Here is a 17,288-nt window from a genome sequence, read left to right as displayed (position 1 = left end):
AGTTTCCCATTCGATAATTAATGCTGCCAATGTCTGTACATAACGCTCAGCAAAAGCAGCCTCAATCTTTTCCAGTTGTTCTGGCGTCATCGATAATAGCTTTCTTTTGCTACTGGCATTCCGTGGATATTGTTCTCTATTAGCAAGAAAATCATGACTTTGAATATTGCCCTGATAGTTGGTGGCAATTTTATCTATCGGCCCCATGAAACAGTGAATTTCCCAGTCACTGAGGACACTGAGAAACTCCCAGATATTACGCGGATCATAAAACCGGAAAAATACCGGTTTATCCTGTTCAGGTAATAATACTTGTAAATATTTACGCAAATGCCGACGTAATGTTTTCATATCCGCCTGAGAACTTAAGAAAATTCCCCAAGGTATGTTACAGTTCTCCAAATAAAGTTTTAACTTTTCTGTCACTTCCACTAAATAAGGCGCCACCTTAAGTAATTCAGGCGGTAAAGATTCATCATAAAGACAGGTAAACGGTGGATCAAAATGCTCCAAGATAAGAAACAATTTGGATTCTGTCGCGGCGTCAACGACGGCATACAGTTTTTCTTTAGCCATTGTTATCTTTCCCCTTCGGACAATGTGCGACAAACATCGAACCGGCATGAGCCGCACTCTGCAAAATCGCCGGATTAACCGGTTGCAATAAGACGCCGGGGTTACCACCTGAATTTAAGTTAATAGACGCACCTTTGATATCTACGCCGCCACCATGAATAACAATAAAATTATCGCCTACTTTCAGGGTAATTTTGCCGCCGCCTGTTATCGTAATGTCATCATTGGTATCGATGCTGAATACACCCTGTATTTTCTGTATTACATCGCCTTTGACCTGTAAAGCTTTGTCACCATCAACCTGATCGATATAGTCACCGGTGGTTTTATGTTCCTGCTGCCCATCAACCGTTATTTTACGGTTATTGGCAATCACCAGTTCGTCATCATGGCCAATGCTGGTTGTACGGTTGTAATTAATTCGTTCATCCCGGGAATTCAGCACCTTAATCGCCAGATTCTTCTGAGCATGAATAAATACCTCTTCCCGGTCTTTTTCATCTTCAAATCTTAGTTCATTAAAACCGTCCCCTTTATGGGTTTTTGAACGAATTGACATCTGGGTTTTTGCTATCGGCAGATTGTTAGGCACAACGTTACTGGCATGATAGGTACGCCCAATAATAATTGGCTGATCGGGATCGCCATGCAGAAAATCCACCAGCACTTCCTGCCCTACACGCGGAATAGCAATCATGCCCCAGCGCTTGCCGGCCCAAGCCTGACTGACTCTGATCCAACAGGAACTTCGGTCATTAAATTCGCCATAGAGATCCCAGGCAAACTGCACCCGCACACGCCCGTATTCATCACAAAAGATCTCTTCTCCCTCCGGGCCAACTACTGTCGCAATTTGCAGGCCGTCAATGCGCGGTTTGGGATAAGGTGAAGGACGCCATACCCGGTTACGATCGCCAAAGGTGAAATTGTTCGTTAAGGTCGTCCCCATTTCACCGAAATGGGATTCATCCGCCTGCGGCTGTCTACCGTAATGGCTGATTTTAATCACCAGCCACTGGGTATTAAATTGCTCTTTCGGATGATCAGTAAGCGTAAACCCTGATGCCGGCGCCAGAGCAAAACAGTCACTTTGTGCACGGCCAAACATAGTGTCAGTGCGGAGTGCTTCCAGACGATATTGACTCAGGCGCTCGCCACACTCATCTTTAAAGCGCCCGGGAAAATCATAGTAAGTGTAACTGGGCAAATCTGAACGCTGGTGATTAATTTGGCGTTCGTGATAGTAATAGTCTGCCCCCCACCGCGGATTTTTAAAAGTACGATCCTTCAACATAATATTGGCAATCCCAACCTGTTCACGCCAGCAGAATTGATTGATACTGCATTGGCTTCCTGTAGCATCTAATTCTGGGCGATAAGGCAATGAAAAGTTGTTATTTATCCAATGAGAATCAATGAAAATAATGATCGGTTCACCCCGCTCCTCAGTGAAATCGAAATAATAAAATATCCCTTCATCAGCCAATAAACGATGGAGAAACGTCAGATCACTCTCATCATATTGCACACAAAATTCCCGTTCAGGATGTTCATAACGCAATTGACAATAGAAGTTTCTAACGCCATTTTCTTTCAACAATATGCCAATAATCTCGGTCACAGATTGATGCTGAAAAATACGGGAATTAACCCGTAATCCCGCACGCCATAAACCAGGTTGAAGGGTCAGGGAATAATGACTGCGATGATGACCTGTCCTACTTTGTTCAAATTGAGTCACAATCCCAGTGATACTACGCTCTGGTTTTCCATCACGATAAACGGTCAGTGTCGCAACATTATCCAGAACATCAGCAAAATTAATATCCGGATCAGCACTGGTTAATGTCGCCTCCAGACAAAATAACGTTGATAGTGCTTCATCTAGAGTAAACTCAACCACAGCAAAAGTTTTCTCCGGGAGATGACCCGCAGTAAGTGTAAAAACCAGCCCTGAATCTGTCATTACTTTCCTCCTGATTACGTGAGGCCGAGGCTTAATTGTTCAACATATAAACGGGAGCATATAAAAAGGAAGAAATAATATACTTATTTTAATAAAAATAATGATATTTTATTCTAAAAAATCGATGAATTTTTTAGAATACAACATAAACAATCTATGCATTTAACTGGCTATCGTTAATTATGGAAAATCATTTAATTAACCAAAATCTCTGGCCTAAATCAGCAATAAAAATAAAATAGAAAACTGAATTAGTGTAATATCTCAAACAACAATATACTTTTCTTTTTTAATTATTAAATTAGCATTCAAATAGGATAAATTCATTTATCTTATTTCTTTTACATCACTGATAAATTTCAATATTTAACTGTCATGGGAAAGTGTTAAGTTAAATTTTGCAGATAAGATTATCTGTACTATATGTAACATAATAATCATCATGATAAGGAAACAATAAAATGAAACTGATCTATATAAACCCTAATCAAACTTTTGAGCTTTATACTGGTGGAAATATAATAATGCCTACTACTCATCATCCTAGTTTTAATATAGAAAACAGAGGTCCCGCGCCAATTAGAGCAGTAAATTACTGGGCACCGCCATTCGGAGATTACAATCAGTATGCTTTTATTGACATTCAACCCGGTGAAACTAAATTTTTCCGAAGAGTACCTAATGCGGTTTACTTCTACAAAGTTGTAGTTATTAACCTCAGCAACTACCAACACGCAGAAGCTGTAATTACTCAGTTTCTCCCCGTTCATCCACTGACAGAGGTTTAAATTTCAACAATATATACCCGTCATCTTTCAAGTTGCCTCTTTGTTGGCTGCACTCGCTCACCCCGGTCACATCGTTATCTATGCTCCCGGGGATTCTCTCCCTTGCCGTCGCGATGCATCTTGAAATCCATAGGGTATATTTTCAATATAAAAATTTTTATTTCATTATCTATTTAACTGCAAAAAAATGGTATTCATTCTATTAACTACTAAAAAATATTGACAAAAGGAAATTCACTAAAAACGGAAAACAGGATTATTTAAATAATTATGCAGGATATTTAATTGTCACAATTAAATAATTTCAATTGATAAAATCGCTGGCCTAAAAACCAGCGATTAAAGTAAAAATTAAATTAACGAAATATCTCAAACAACGACATGCCTTTCATATCGACAAATGTTTTATACGATGCTTGAAGTACGGCTTGTTGCTGATAATAATTCGAAATCGCTGAGTTCCATTCTACATCAACCAATTGACTCAAACGGCTTTTATTCGCCAGGCTGCGTTCTGCCCCCAAGCTATTTAAGTCTTCTATTTCTCTCAGTTGTAAACCCAATACCGACTCCACAGAAGAGATATTATTCAACGCGTTGCGAGCACCGCGGTTAGCCTTATTCAACAATTCCAATGCATCATCACGCGTCTTTTGATCTGCCCCGGTAAAGGGTGTTTTCAATGACTGAATCGCCATGTCTATGGTTTTAAATATATCAGATTCACTCGGGCTGCCATCCGGCTCTTTTATCGGGTTACTGGTAGACGAGAGAAAGACCTGCTCCCCAGTATGTCCAATAATCATAGAGCGGTTGCTATCCACTTTCTGAGTCATTTCCTCAGAGCCGCCTCGATAGCTAACTGTACCGCTTGTACTCTCATCAAAAGGTTTCACATCCGTTTTATAACCGGCAAAAATATAGCGGCCATTACCATCGGTAGTATTACCCAAATTCACCAGTTGTTCTTTAAACCCTGTCAGTTGAATAGCCAACGAGTTACGATCTTCATCACTCAATACACCGTTTACTGTGGCTACCAAACTTTCATGAATATTTTGAACCACACCAACAGCTTTGGATACCACACTCAATTGCATGGAAATCGCGTTATTAGCAAACGAGCGAGCGGTTATATACTGCTGGTTCTGAGATTCAGCCTGAGCAACCATGACACCCTGAGATGCCGCCATCGGATCATCAGATGGATTTATCACCCTCTGACCACTGGATAGCTGTGCTCCCTGCTGCATCCATTTCGACTGAGCAGTCGTGATACTCGTCATTTTCTGCTCGTACAATATATTGGTACTTACGCGCACAATTTCATTCCTTTTAAATATTCAACTAAATGCCCAAGGTATCCGAGTATTCTCAGGCTATTTTTTATACCCGTTATCTTTCAAGTTGCCTCTTTGTTGGCTGCACTCACTCACCCCGGTCACATAGTTACCTATGCTCCCGGGGATTCGCTCCCTTGCCGTCGCGATCCATCTTGAAATCCATTGGGTATATTAAATGGCTCGTTTATTAGTGACGGAGTTCCAAAATAGCATTAAATAGCGTTGTGGCAGTCTGGATAACTTGAGCATTGGCCAGATAATATTGCTGTAAGTTTTGTAATGCGCCATATTCTTCATCTACGTTGACGCCGGAAACCGACTGCTGTTCAGCGTAAAGTTGTTTAGTAATATTATTCTGAGTTTCTAAATCAACATTCGCCGTGCTGGTCTGGTTACCAATAGTACTGACCATCGAAGCATAAGCACCAGAAAATGATGCTTTACCCTCTACCAATTTTTTGTTCTGCAATTCAATGAGTTTTTTGGCATTGACGTTATCACTCGGCCCACCATCTTTAGTACCGGCAACCGCCAATTGCGACGCATCTTTAATATTAACCGCCATACTGCTAATAACACCATTGACCGCTTTCAGTGTATATCGATCGTGTTCTTTTGCATCGGTTGGATCAACTTCAACTTTTAATCCATCAAATTCCAGTGTATTACCTGTTACTTTGGCAGCAATATCCGCCTTATCAGAGGCACGCTGAATTTTCCAATTAGCCCCATCATAGCTAATATGATAATCACTGGCTTTTACCGCTGAGGTATCTGTATATTCCACTTTAAAATCAACAGAACCTTTATTTTTACTATCGGCAATGACATCCGGGTTATTAAATGTGAAGAAATCTTCACCCGGTTTGCCTTTTAAATCAAAGCCAGCACGATGAATTTGATTAAATTGATCGCCCAATACCAACGCTAATTGGTTTAACTGATTACGGGAATTATCCAGCACTTCACTACGCGCCCTCAATGTGCCGTTTAATTGCCCTTTATCAATGAATTTTTCATCAATTTCAACAACATCACCAAAACCACGATCATAACCTAATGTAATGCGACTGCTGTCCGCATTGGATGAAATCGCTTCTACTCGGTAAGCGGTTGTTCCCTGAACCAGTGTCAATCCCCCTGCAAAAGCAACATTGTAAGAATCACTATCCTGCTGAGTCACACTCACGCCAACCAGTTTATTCAGTTCATTGACCAATTGATCACGCTGATCCAGTAATGCATTCGGCTCAGCACTACCACCGCCTCTCATACGGGTAATTTCACCATTGAGTTTAGCAATTTGCTGCGCATAGTTATTAATAGACTCAGCCGAGTTAGCTATTCCCCGATTAATGTTATTTTCCATTTTACGCAGGAAGGCATCCGCACTTTTCAATTGGTTTACCAGCCCCTTTGATTTACCAATCGCTGTCGTTCTGGCTGCATCATCTTCCGCATTACTGACGACATTTTGTAAACTGGTAAAGAAGTCATCAATAGTGTTTGACAGGTTATTCGCTTTGTCTGCCAGCAAATTATCAATCTGGGAAATTTGCTGAGAATAAGTGGTTAATGCACCTTGTTTCGCCTGAGCCGTAGACAGTTGTTGATTAATGAATTCGTTATATTGACGGTTAATACTGGTAACAGTAACACCATTTCCGATAAAGCCAACGGACGTCATCGTGCCACCGTTTTGATTGATAACTGTCGATTGCCGGTTGTAACCAGGAACTTTGGAATTTGCAAGGTTATTACTCACGGTTCCCAGAGCAATTTGAGCCGCTTGCAAACCGCTCATCGCGGTATTAATAAGACTGTTGGACATCAGAAGATCCTTTTGCGTTTTATTTATGTCTCCGCTAGTGGGTGGCGGCAAACAATCTTTCAGATAACTAAAAACAAAGTCTGAATTGCTTTAATTTATCGGCTGAGCTCAATAAAACTTGAGCAAAATAGAGATCAAAATAGTTTACTCAAATCGTAGGTATAGGCTTTTACCGCCTGCTCTCCAGCACCTTTTAGCTGTTGAATAACTGAGACCAGTTTTTTCGCATATCCGGGATCTGTTGCATAACCTGCCTGTTGTAAGGAATAAGCCCCTTGTTCCGGGGTAACAGAACGGGCAACGTTGGCGTAACGGGGACTTTCTGTCAGTAATTTGACGTAATCCTCAATCGCTTCCACATAAGAGCCATAAACACGGAAGTTATCCTTCATTTTCTGAGGCTCACCGTTGATATATTCTGTGGTCAGGATATTGGTTACCGCCCCTTTCCAACCTTTACCCGCTTTAATACCAAACAGATTATGACTTGGCTTACCATCAGCGGTCAGAATCTCTCTTTGCCCCCAACCAGACTCTAATGCGGCCTGAGCAATAATCAGCAGATGAGGAATACCACTGCGTTGGCTAGCTATCCGGGCAGGGGACGAGAGCGTAGATACAAAATTCGTACTGTTCAGCGGCAGCGGTTTAGGTGTCGTCTCGGGTTTCGGTACCGTTCGACGGATAAATTGCTCAAGCGCCTGCCTTGGCAAGGTTTGTAAAACTTCGTTATCCAGAGTCATGGGGATCTTACCCGCCATTTCGCCAGGGGCAGTTTTAGCGCTAGAAAGCTGCTTGAGCATCATATCGGCAAAACCTAACCCCTTCTGAGCAATATTCTGCGCGATTTGCTGATCGTATATCGAAGTATAGAGGCGCGTCTGTTCACTGCTCAACATGCCATCTTTAGGCAGAGCTGAACGCATGCTTTTCAACATCATCTGAACAAAGAGACCTTCCATTTGTTGGGCTACTTGCCGTAGCCCCTGTTGTGGATCTTTTGCCAGATTGGATTTTAACGTGTTAACCGACTGTACATCATAAGCCGCACCGGGCAGGGTTAAAAAATCATTCATCAAATGATCTCCAATTTCGCCCGCAGACAACCTGCACTTTCCATTGCCTGTAAGATTGACATTAAATCATTCGGTGTTGCACCCAGTGCATTCAAGGCTTGAATAACATGGCTCAAACTTGCACTGGCGTTAACCTGCTGCAACGCACCATTTTGTTCACGGACAGCAACAGCGGGATTACGAGTAACAACGGTACTGCCACCTGCTAACGGTGTATTGGGCTGACTAACAACCACCTGATTATCGACAATGACAGAAAGATTCCCTTGAGCAACAGCGCAGCTATCCAGCATGACATTACGGTTCATTACCACAGAGCCGGTGCGGGAGTTGATAATCACTTTGGCATCACCGACATCAACACGGACAGTGAGATTCTGCACATGGGAGAGGAATTTAACCTGCTCACTTTTATCTCTCGGCATACGCAATTGTACTGTGCGGGCATCCAACGGCGTTGCGGTTCCCGTTCCGCCCGTACGATTGATGGTATCGCTAATTTGCTGCGCCAGTGAGAAGTCTTCGTTATTTAATTGAAGATTCAGCACGCCATTTTCACCAAACTGCGTGGGTAATTCACGTTCAATCACTGCACCGTTACTAATCCGACCACCCGCAAGCTGATTGACTTTTACACTGCTTCCCCCCGCGCTAGCACCGGCGCCGCCAACCAATATATTACCCTGCGCCAGAGCATAGACCTGATTGTCGACACCTTTTAGTGGTGTCATCAGCAAGGTACCGCCACGTAAGCTTTTCGCGTTCCCCAATGAGGAAACCACTACATCAATATTCTGCCCGGCACGGCCAAACGGCGGTAACTTCGCGGTGACCATCACGGCAGCCACGTTTTTCAACTGCATATTGGTTCCCGGAGGAACGGTAATCCCCAATTGGGATAACATGTTGCTTAAGCTCTGAGTGGTAAATGGCGTCTGAGTCGTCTGGTCACCCGTTCCATCCAGCCCAACCACTAATCCATAACCAATCAGCGCATTTTCCCGTACTCCTTGAACCGTGGTGAGATCACGGATACGTTCTGCTGATGCCGTCGTTGTCACCAGAGTCAGCAATACAAGAAGAAGGCTGACAGTAAATTGTTTTATCATAACCATCCCCTGTTAAAATGGTGCAACATTCAGGAAGAAACGCTGTAACCAGCCCATGTTCTGCGCTTCATTGATATAACCATTCCCCACGTATTCAATGCGGGCATCAGCGACCTGATTGGAACTGACGGTGTTATTAGCATTAATTGTCCGTGGGTTAACGACACCGGAGAAACGAATAAACTCGGTTCCCTGATTGATAGCAATCTGCTTTTCACCGACCACATGTAAGTTACCATTTGCCAATAACCGATCGACTGTCACGGTAATTGTCCCTCTGAAGGTGTTATTCGCATTAGCACCGCCTTTCCCACCAAAAGTATTCTCAGCTTCCATATCCAGATCGGTTTTATCTCCACCAATTAGCCCTTTCAGAAAACGGGGAGTCAGTGCTGCGGAAAACGTGTTTTTTCCATTACGGCTAGCATTGGCCGAAGAATTCTTACTGGCGCTGACATTTTCCTGCAATGTAATCGTCAGGGTATCGCCAATATTTCGAGGTCGGCGATCTTCAAATAGCGGCTGATAACCATAATAAACCGGCTGTACTACTTGAAAAATAGCGCCATTAGGGACTGGCGCGGTTGCCACAGAAGGTGCTGCGGTGGTTGCTCCCTCAACCAGGGGTTTTTGCGGTATATACGCACAGCCCGTTAGTGACAATACCGCCAGTGCTATACTACAACGCCATTTATTCGCCACATTTTTCCGTAAATGGCGGAACTGACAAACAGCGCTGGTCTCGGCAACAGCCATTGTATCCATCTTCGATACTCTTAATTTATCCCTGAATAACGGGGAAACTTGCGTGTTCCCCCGCGGTTCTGATTGACGATTTAGGTTATAACTGAGTCAGTTTTTGCAGCATCTGATCAGACGTCGACACCGCCTTACTGTTAATTTCATAAGCACGCTGAGTCTGAATCATGTTGACCAATTCTTCAGCGATATTGACGTTAGATGTTTCGACATATTTATGCTGGAGCAACCCAGCGCCATTGATTCCCGGTGTGTTTTCAATCGGTACGCCAGAGCTGCTAGTCTCTACATAAAGGTTTTCGCCGATACTTTCTAACCCACTGTCATTGATAAACGTTGTCAGGGTAAATTGACCAACTTGCTGAGGTGCCGCTTGCCCCTGTACTTTCACGCTGACAACACCATCACGGCTAATGGTGAGGTCCGTCGCGTTATCAGGAATGGTAATGGTAGGGAAGATCAAAAAGCCGTTAGCGGTTGTCAACTGCCCGTTTTGATCTTCCTGAAATGAACCGTCACGGGTATAGGCACTGGTACCATCAGGTAACTGAACCTGAAAGAAACCCTTTCCTCTAATGGCAACATTATGGCTGTTATTAGTTTCAGATAAGTTTCCCTGACTATGTATACGTTCTGTTGCTACCGGACGCACCCCAGTACCTATCTGTAAACCAGAAGGCAAGCGGGTTTGTTCCGATGACATCGCTCCTGGCTGACGAATGTTCTGGTAAAGCAGATCTTCAAAAACGGCACGCTGGCGTTTAAAACCATTGGTGCTGACGTTTGCCAAGTTGTTGGCAATCACATCCATATTGGTTTGCTGGGCATCCAGCCCAGTTTTAGCAATCCATAATGATCGGATCATCGGTTTTATCCTCTGTGTCTAAATCAACCCATTGCTAATAGCTGATTAGCACGTTGTGCATTTTCATCTGAGCTATGGATGACTTTCATCTGCATTTCAAAACGGCGGGCATTGGCAATCATATTCACCATGCTTTCCATTGGGTTGACGTTACTTCCTTCAAGCACACCGGGAATTAATTTCACCTCATCACTGGCTGGCAAGACGTCACCCTGTAACGCCTGCGCCTGTTCCGTCATGTGAAATAGGCCATCATCACCACGGACTAGCTGATCGCTCTCCGGTTTCACCATTTTCAATCTGCCAAGTTGCCCCAACTGTGTTGGCGGATCACCAGGAATCAGTGCAGATATAGAACCATCCGTCGCCAGGGTTAACTCAGCCTGTGGCGGAACATTGATCGGGCCGTTGTCCCCCATCAACAAGTTACCTTGAACAGTTAGCTGACCTTCCGCTGAAATCTGAATACTGCCGTTACGCGTGTAAGCCTCAGAACCCTCTTCAAGCTGAACCGCCAGATATCCCCCTTGCCCAATCGCCACATCCAACGGACGAGAAGTATAGTTCATCGGCCCTTGACGATTGTCAAAGCCCGGCGTTGAAGCGACAACTAAAGTACGGGTATTAAAGGCAGCGCCTTCAACAGGCACCGCCCGCAAAGCAGCCAGTTGCGCCTTAAAACCCGGCGTCGAGGCATTAGCTAGGTTATTTGCCGTCACTGCCTGATGTTCTAGTGTCTGACGAGCACCGCCCATTGCGGTATAAATGACATGATCCATAATGCTATCCTGAAATTATCAGCGCATACTGACCAGCGTTTGCAGGATCTGATCTTGCGTTTTGATGGTTTGCGCACTGGATTGGTAGTTGCGCTGCGCCACGATCATATTAACCAGCTCCTGGCTCATATCGACGTTGGATGCTTCCAGCGAACCACTGAGCAATTTACCAAAACCCCCCGATCCCGCAATGCCAACAACTGGGCTACCTGAAGCACCCGTCTCTATCCAAACGTTGTCACCCTGCGCTGCCAGCCCCTCTGGGTTAGCAAAGTTAGTCAGAACAACCTGACCTAATAATTGAGATTGCTGATTGGAATAGGTGCCGATGACACGGCCATCGTCCTCAATACGGTAGCCATTGAATTCACCTGCGGCATAACCGTCTTGCTTGAGTGTCGATATGCTATCAGCATCAATTTTCTGCTGTTTACTGCCATTAAAATCAATGGTGATATCAGCGGCATTAGAACCATTCAGAGAGGGAACATTAAATGTAAACTGATTGTTGTCACCAATCAGCTTACCATTACCATCAAATTTCAACGTCCCCAATGGAGCTGCTTTAGCGCCCTCAACCGCACTATCCTGAGCATGAACCTGCCATTCGTTATCGTTCGTTTTCACAAAGAAGACCTTGATGGCATGTGGGTTACCCAGGCTATCAAAGGCGGTAACACTAGTAGGATAGTTATAAGAATCCTTATTTTCTGGCGAGAAAACATCTGCCGGTTTTTTATGCATCGAATTAAGGTTGGTTGTCATCGTAACCTTAGTTGTTGCTTTAGCCGCCAATATACCTTGAGGTATTGTAATCGGCTCTGGGTTAGCCCCTTTCTGAATCTCCGGCACACCACCATTGACACCGACTGCGGGATAGCCAGTCAATTTCATGCCTTGCATGTTGATAATATTACGGTTCTCATCCATCTTGAATTGACCGTTACGGGAGTAGTAGATCTCACCGTCACCGCCTTGCATACGGAAAAAACCGCTCTGAGTGATCGCCAGATCCAGTGGGCGATTAGTCGTCGTCGGCGTACCATCTTTAAAATTCTGATTAACACCCGATATTTTTACCCCCAGACCCACCTGAGAACCGGCAAATATGTCAGAAAAAGCAACCGTGCTGGATTTAAAACCATATGTCGCCGCGTTAGCGATATTATTACCAATAACATCCAAATTACCTGCCGCGGCGTTCAAACCACTTACTGCTTGTGAAAAAGCCATATTATTCTCCGTTAAAATTCTTGCTGGTTAAAGAATTTGACGTATCTGATCCATCGTGACGGCACCGATCCGCCCTAAATCTAACTTCGCGCCGTCCGCGTCACGAGTAACACCATTTACCTTCGCAAACCTCAGCGGCTGAAATACTCTCTGTTCGCCTTTATAGCTGGCAGTAATGGTGAAGTTATAAGCGCCATCCTCAACATTCGTGCCATCTTCTTTTTTGCCATCCCAAGGGTGGAAGCTATGGACACCCGCTTCCAATCCACCGAGATCAATTTGGCGTACAACCCCGCCTTGTTTATCAGTAATGGTGACTTGCACACTATCCGCGGGCCTTTCCAACTCAATACCATATGGTGTCGTACTGACGTTCCCAGCTTCTTTGTTTAAACCAGCCAAAATAGTATTCCCAGGGATCATAACGCCTCGCCCAATCAAGGCTGATGCCTGTACAGGCTGATTATTATTTATCTGACCGACAATAGACCCCAGTGTGGTATTCAGCTTTTCGATCCCCGCTAGTGTGTTAATCTGCGCCAAATGGGAGGTCAGCTCATTGTTCTTCATCGGGTTAGTTGGGTCTTGATTTTTCATTTGCGCGAGCAGCAATTTCATGAAGTTGCTATTCAGCTCTTCACTACCCTTTTTCTTGCTAGCCAATGCTGACTCTCCAACAATCGTGTTATCCAGTGCTCCATTCACTGAGCTGGTAATAGCCATGAGTCACTCCTGTTATTGACCTAACGTTAATGTCTTTAACATTATCGATTTAGTTGTATTAAGCACTTCAACGTTGGCTTGATAACTACGGGAAGCGGAAATGGTGTTAATCATTTCTCCGACCACATCAACGTTTGGCATCCGTACATAACCCTTCTCATCAGCCAACGGGTGTCCCGGCTGATACTCAAGGCGGAAAGGGGTAGGATCATCCACAATTTCACTGACTCTGACGCCGCCTGTTTCTTGCCCCGCCGCCGCGGCAACACGGAAAACCACCTGTTTAGCCCGATATGGCTGACCATCAGGACCCGCAACACTATCGGCATTTGCCATATTGCTGGCGCTGACATTTAATCGTTGGGATTGCGCTGATAATGCCGAACTAGCAATATCAAAAACACTGAGTAAAGACATTGCCCTTATCCTTGCTGTAAGACTGACATCATGCTTTTAACTTGAGAGCTGGTCGCAGTCAGTTCAGCCTGATATTTCAAGCTGTTATCCATAAAATTGCTGCGTTCCATATCCATATCCACCGTGTTGCCATCCATCGCTGTCTGATGAGGCACCCGATACAGTAAGTCCATCTCCATTCTCTTCTGAGGCTGAATAGGAATATGCCGATCGGATGTCAGCGTCAGCCCGATCCCGTTTCCGGTGACCCGACCGTGTGCAATGGTTTTTTTCAGTTGTGTGGCGAAATCAATATCCCGCGCTTGATAACCGGGCGTATCCGCATTGGCGATGTTAGCGGACAATATTTCTTGCCGCCGTGATCGCAATGACAGGGCTTCCTGCTGAAAATGAAAGGCTGCATCTAATTTATCGAGCATATTCCTCCCTCTGATGTGACTGACTTGTGTTGTGAACCTTAATAGCGCTTTTCGCGATCGCGAAATTCGCAGTAAACAGAATAAACGCAGAAGGAAAAGCCTATCGGATGAATAGACGCTAATTGGATTGCTATTTATCCCATTGGCCGATATTCAATGTAGGTACACTTATATACAATGAAATGTACACGACTAAATGTACGCGACTAAACGGCAGCGTATTGACCTATAGAAATAACGAGAGCGAGAAGATGCAAGCTATAAATATTATCGGGCTGTTCGCATTTTTCTTTATCACTTCGATGGCATGGGGCAATAATTTACCCCAAGCTATAGAGCACTATTTCCAGCAGATACACCGGGATAATCATCATAAAGTTTCTGTTAACATCAAAACCCCTGAACAACAATGGCCCCAGTGTGAACGGCCAGAAATTCAACCCGCTATCGGTGGTCAAAACTGGGGAAATCTCTCTTTACCTGTGATCTGCCATCAACAACGCAAATTCATTCAAGTCTCTGTCAGTGTGACAGGGAATTATCTGGTTACTCGCCGAGCTATCTCGCGTAATGATGTTTTATCAGATAAAGATTTTCAGGTCAGAAGTGGATTACTGGAAAGACTACCGCATGATCTGGTCATTAACAAAAATGAGATAAAAAATAGTATTGCGATACGTAACATCCCGGCGGGGCAGGCGATTACTCATAATATGTTACGCCGCCCGTGGGTTGTACGGTCAGGCCAGAGTGTGGCGGTGATTATACAGGGAAATGGCTTCCAGATACGCAACGAAGGGAAAGCTATTAATAACGCCGCTATTTCTGATAAAGTCAGGGTTCGAATAAATTCAGGACATGTTATAACCGGCCAGGCATTAGAAAACGGCAATGTGAAAATCATGTTATAAGTTCTAAAGTTTTCGTTCACTGTGCCGATATAACCAGCAGAGCACGATTTGCAGGTATGCAAATGGCATGTAACCTGCTCCGATCCATAGGTGAACCTATGCCTGGCCATAAAGGATAATGATTATGAGTATCGAACGCACTCACCCCTTATTAGCTATCGCTGCTGTTCAACAGCGACCTACTAATGAAAGCGCCCAGAGCACCCGAAAAACCGCCGGCGTTACCTTACAAAGCAGCGATGCACAAGTGAAACTGAGCGAAGCACAAACAAAACTGGTTCAACCAAGCAGCCAGGATATCAATATCCAAAAGGTGCAAAAGTTGAAAGAAGCTATTGCTCACGGAACCTTAAAAATGAACAGCGGTAAAATAGCAGACGCTCTGCTCAAAGAAGCCGCCGAAAACTTTCAATACGATAAGAAATAATTAAACCCGCTATGGAAGAACTTCAACAACTACTCAAACAGCAAGTGACCTATTTGACCTCGCTGACCCAAACTATGGCGGAAGAACAACGTATTTTGCGCGAAGGTTTTATTGAAGCGCGAGATTTGCACCAGATAACAGAACGAAAAATTTTCCTGTTGTCCGCGCTTAGCCATTCAGAACAGCAACGTCTTAATTTGAGCAAAGCATTAAACATCATTGCGCCTTATGATAAGCAACCTTTGCTGGCCACATTATGGCAACAGATCGGCAAAGCGATTATCCGGGTTCGTGATTTAAACACCCATAATGGTTCGTTGTTAACCCAGCATCTTGATTTAAATAGTAAAGCCATTGCTTTCCTAAAAAGTCATCATAGCCCCTCTCTTTACGGTTCAGACGGCCAGGCTGCCCGTTACAGCATGCTTTCCGGCCACAAAGTTCAGGTTTGATTCAGTGCATTACCGCCCATTGCGGTAGTGCTACTTTTTATTGTTTTGATAGTATTTGTCAGCACCACCTTCCCGTTCAAACCGAGCTTCGCCGCTGCTCACGGAGTCCTCAAGCATGAATAATTCAAACGAAACGCAATGTACTGTGAAACAGTTGTTGCAATCAGGGAAGAACGGATTAGCAAAAATCACCATTTGTAAGTCAATATAACAATTGCACAACTATAATGTTTTGCGTGTTACGAAAATATATTGCAAAATAGGAATAAGCAACAATGGGTAATTATCAAAATTAACAGCGAGAACATCCTTCATTTCATTAACCTACCTTGGGAACCATACATTGATGCACAAGCAACTAAAAAAAAGAAAATCGAGCGGACAACAGATACCAAAAACGCCTCAGCAACAATTCAAAACTTACTGGAAGTCCATCGAAAAATACCAGTTGAAGATCGCCAAGCTACAACAGCAACAAGACGAATTGTTCATGCGCTTTCAACAGGAGATCTTACCGGTAGAACATCAATATATGCAGTCCAGATATGATAAAGCGGCACGGTTGCTTTCATTTGCCGATAAAAAATCGCTGGGGAAAACCCAACGGAGAGAATTATTTTTCTGGATAGAAGAAGAGCTTGCTGAGTTATGTACTTACCCCTTTAACGAAAACCTTGATCTCAATAAGTTGACCGATCACTTTTCCAATCTTCATGCGTTGAAAGAAGAGGAAATTCCGACACCAGAACAGATGGCTGATATCCGGCAGACTTTTGATGAATATTTTGATTTTAATGAAGAAATATCTGATGAAGAATTACTTGAAATGATCAGAAGTCCTGAAAAAATGCGTGCCACCTTAGAGCAACATTTTCAACGGGAATCAGAACATTTCTACGATGAATATGATGCAGAAGAGACCATTGACTTCGACCCTGCGGAAGAAGACCAGAAAAAACTGGATTCTTTATTTAAATCGCAGGAAGTGAGCCAAATGTATAGAAAAATAGCCAAGGTATTACATCCGGATCGTGAACAAGATTTGGATGAGAAGAAGAAAAAAAACCAGTTGATGGTACAGTTATCAAAAGCCAAGAAAGATAATGATGTCTGGACGATCATAGACATGTACCACAAGTACATTGATCCAACTTTCAGTTTTAATAGCCGGGATATATCCAACATCAATAAATTGCTTAAAGCACGTATAGACATATTGGCCGATGAGCTTAATCAGCTAAAAAAATCTGATTCGTTACCGGGTATGATTTGGCGCACACTGGGAGGTGAGACATCGAAGGCAATAGAAAATAACCTCCGCGAACACTGCAAAAAATTGCGGCAACATATAGAAAACGAAATCCAACTACGCGAAAGCCTACGCTCACTCACCGTACTAAAAAGCTACCTTGCGGAACGACGTAATGTCTTAGAATTTGAACAGGAAATTATCGACTATCTTTTCAAACAACATTGAATCCGCTGAGTATGGCGGAAATTTCAGCGGCTTACACATCAGGCTCAAGGGTATCCCCTATGGATTTCAAGATGCATCGCGAAGAATAGGGTGCTGCTACGCTGTAATAGCCCACGTTTGTGGGCGAAGTGCCGAGG

General features: G+C 43.8%; 17 protein-coding genes. 4 read left to right on the top strand and 13 right to left on the bottom strand.

Annotated features, from left to right (window positions below; translation table 11 throughout):
• The 13 genes from ACGF49_RS03250 to flgB form a co-directional block, all read right to left on the bottom strand.
• Positions 1–576, bottom strand: a 576-nt coding sequence (locus ACGF49_RS03250) for a DUF4123 domain-containing protein (protein ID WP_387489594.1), incomplete at its 3' end; no start/stop codon positions are given.
• Positions 569–2,542 carry a type VI secretion system tip protein TssI/VgrG gene (gene tssI, locus ACGF49_RS03245; RefSeq protein WP_387489591.1) on the bottom strand — a complete coding sequence of 658 codons (1,974 nt, stop codon included), beginning with the start codon at positions 2,540–2,542 and terminating at the stop codon, positions 569–571. The genes tssI and ACGF49_RS03250, both read right to left, overlap by 8 nt.
• Before the next feature lie 1,144 nt (positions 2,543–3,686).
• Positions 3,687–4,652, bottom strand: coding sequence for a flagellar hook-associated protein FlgL (gene flgL / locus ACGF49_RS03240; RefSeq protein WP_387489588.1), 966 nt, complete (start codon positions 4,650–4,652; stop codon positions 3,687–3,689).
• Between the two features lie 208 nt (positions 4,653–4,860).
• Positions 4,861–6,504 carry a flagellar hook-associated protein FlgK gene (flgK, locus tag ACGF49_RS03235; RefSeq protein ID WP_271858807.1) on the bottom strand — a complete coding sequence of 548 codons (1,644 nt, stop codon included), beginning with the start codon at positions 6,502–6,504 and terminating at the stop codon, positions 4,861–4,863.
• A 134-nt stretch (positions 6,505–6,638) separates the two neighbouring features.
• Positions 6,639–7,580 (bottom strand): flagellar assembly peptidoglycan hydrolase FlgJ, encoded by a 942-nt coding sequence (flgJ, locus tag ACGF49_RS03230; protein ID WP_113042002.1) that lies wholly within the window; start codon positions 7,578–7,580, stop codon positions 6,639–6,641.
• Entirely contained in the window at positions 7,580–8,689 is a 1,110-nt protein-coding gene (locus ACGF49_RS03225; protein WP_113042003.1) for a flagellar basal body P-ring protein FlgI, read from the bottom strand. Before ACGF49_RS03225 ends, flgJ begins: the two co-directional genes overlap by 1 nt.
• Positions 8,690–8,701: 12 nt before the next feature.
• Entirely contained in the window at positions 8,702–9,454 is a 753-nt protein-coding gene (locus ACGF49_RS03220) for a flagellar basal body L-ring protein FlgH (protein WP_113042004.1), read from the bottom strand.
• A 76-nt stretch (positions 9,455–9,530) separates the two neighbouring features.
• A complete protein-coding gene (flgG, locus tag ACGF49_RS03215) occupies positions 9,531–10,313 on the bottom strand; it encodes a flagellar basal-body rod protein FlgG (protein WP_113042005.1) in 783 nt (260 codons plus the stop codon).
• 23 nt (positions 10,314–10,336) lie between these two features.
• Complete coding sequence (locus ACGF49_RS03210; protein ID WP_113042006.1) at positions 10,337–11,092, bottom strand: flagellar basal body rod protein FlgF; 756 nt, start codon at positions 11,090–11,092, stop codon at positions 10,337–10,339.
• Between the two features lie 18 nt (positions 11,093–11,110).
• Entirely contained in the window at positions 11,111–12,325 is a 1,215-nt protein-coding gene (gene flgE / locus ACGF49_RS03205) for a flagellar hook protein FlgE (RefSeq protein WP_113042007.1), read from the bottom strand.
• 27 nt (positions 12,326–12,352) lie between these two features.
• On the bottom strand, positions 12,353–13,048 hold the full coding sequence (gene flgD, locus ACGF49_RS03200) for a flagellar hook assembly protein FlgD (RefSeq protein ID WP_113042008.1): 696 nt from the start codon (positions 13,046–13,048) through the stop codon (positions 12,353–12,355).
• Positions 13,049–13,060: 12 nt separating this feature from the next.
• Positions 13,061–13,465, bottom strand: a complete 405-nt coding sequence (gene flgC, locus ACGF49_RS03195) for a flagellar basal body rod protein FlgC (protein ID WP_113042009.1) — start codon at positions 13,463–13,465, stop codon at positions 13,061–13,063.
• A 5-nt stretch (positions 13,466–13,470) separates the two neighbouring features.
• Positions 13,471–13,884 carry a flagellar basal body rod protein FlgB gene (gene flgB, locus ACGF49_RS03190; protein WP_113042010.1) on the bottom strand — a complete coding sequence of 138 codons (414 nt, stop codon included), beginning with the start codon at positions 13,882–13,884 and terminating at the stop codon, positions 13,471–13,473.
• A 251-nt stretch (positions 13,885–14,135) separates the two neighbouring features.
• Between flgB and flgA the strand changes: the two genes are divergently transcribed.
• The 4 genes from flgA (at position 14,136) to ACGF49_RS03170 (ending at position 17,151) form a co-directional block, all read left to right on the top strand.
• Positions 14,136–14,795, top strand: a complete 660-nt coding sequence (gene flgA / locus ACGF49_RS03185; protein ID WP_113042011.1) for a flagellar basal body P-ring formation chaperone FlgA — start codon at positions 14,136–14,138, stop codon at positions 14,793–14,795.
• A gap of 124 nt (positions 14,796–14,919) precedes the next feature.
• Complete coding sequence (flgM, locus tag ACGF49_RS03180) at positions 14,920–15,222, top strand: flagellar biosynthesis anti-sigma factor FlgM (protein WP_113042012.1); 303 nt, start codon at positions 14,920–14,922, stop codon at positions 15,220–15,222.
• 11 nt (positions 15,223–15,233) lie between these two features.
• A complete protein-coding gene (locus tag ACGF49_RS03175; RefSeq protein WP_113042013.1) occupies positions 15,234–15,674 on the top strand; it encodes a flagella synthesis protein FlgN in 441 nt (146 codons plus the stop codon).
• 346 nt (positions 15,675–16,020) lie between these two features.
• Complete coding sequence (locus ACGF49_RS03170) at positions 16,021–17,151, top strand: hypothetical protein (RefSeq protein ID WP_113042014.1); 1,131 nt, start codon at positions 16,021–16,023, stop codon at positions 17,149–17,151.
• Positions 17,152–17,288: the final 137 nt, after the last annotated feature.

The sequence above is a fragment of the Photorhabdus sp. RM96S genome (genome assembly GCF_042879335.1).
Classification (GTDB): Bacteria; Pseudomonadota; Gammaproteobacteria; order Enterobacterales; family Enterobacteriaceae; genus Photorhabdus; species Photorhabdus kayaii.
The sequence above is the reverse complement of the archived record's forward strand: the minus strand, read 5'-3'. Positions and strand labels throughout refer to the sequence as shown.

Excerpts from the sequence above, each read along its gene's own strand:
- flgG (WP_113042005.1), bottom strand. The coding sequence starts at position 10,313 with ATGATCCGATCATTATGGATTGCTAAAACTGGGCTGGATGCCCAGCAA.
- flgB (WP_113042010.1), bottom strand. The coding sequence starts at position 13,884 with ATGCTCGATAAATTAGATGCAGCCTTTCATTTTCAGCAGGAAGCCCTG.
- tssI (WP_387489591.1), bottom strand. The coding sequence starts at position 2,542 with ATGACAGATTCAGGGCTGGTTTTTACACTTACTGCGGGTCATCTCCCG.
- flgC (WP_113042009.1), bottom strand. The coding sequence starts at position 13,465 with ATGTCTTTACTCAGTGTTTTTGATATTGCTAGTTCGGCATTATCAGCG.
- flgM (WP_113042012.1), top strand. The coding sequence starts at position 14,920 with ATGAGTATCGAACGCACTCACCCCTTATTAGCTATCGCTGCTGTTCAA.
- flgE (WP_113042007.1), bottom strand. The coding sequence starts at position 12,325 with ATGGCTTTTTCACAAGCAGTAAGTGGTTTGAACGCCGCGGCAGGTAAT.
- flgD (WP_113042008.1), bottom strand. The coding sequence starts at position 13,048 with ATGGCTATTACCAGCTCAGTGAATGGAGCACTGGATAACACGATTGTT.
- ACGF49_RS03170 (WP_113042014.1), top strand. The coding sequence starts at position 16,021 with ATGCACAAGCAACTAAAAAAAAGAAAATCGAGCGGACAACAGATACCA.
- ACGF49_RS03225 (WP_113042003.1), bottom strand. The coding sequence starts at position 8,689 with ATGATAAAACAATTTACTGTCAGCCTTCTTCTTGTATTGCTGACTCTG.
- flgA (WP_113042011.1), top strand. The coding sequence starts at position 14,136 with ATGCAAGCTATAAATATTATCGGGCTGTTCGCATTTTTCTTTATCACT.
- ACGF49_RS03175 (WP_113042013.1), top strand. The coding sequence starts at position 15,234 with ATGGAAGAACTTCAACAACTACTCAAACAGCAAGTGACCTATTTGACC.
- ACGF49_RS03220 (WP_113042004.1), bottom strand. The coding sequence starts at position 9,454 with ATGGATACAATGGCTGTTGCCGAGACCAGCGCTGTTTGTCAGTTCCGC.
- flgK (WP_271858807.1), bottom strand. The coding sequence starts at position 6,504 with ATGTCCAACAGTCTTATTAATACCGCGATGAGCGGTTTGCAAGCGGCT.
- flgJ (WP_113042002.1), bottom strand. The coding sequence starts at position 7,580 with ATGAATGATTTTTTAACCCTGCCCGGTGCGGCTTATGATGTACAGTCG.
- ACGF49_RS03210 (WP_113042006.1), bottom strand. The coding sequence starts at position 11,092 with ATGGATCATGTCATTTATACCGCAATGGGCGGTGCTCGTCAGACACTA.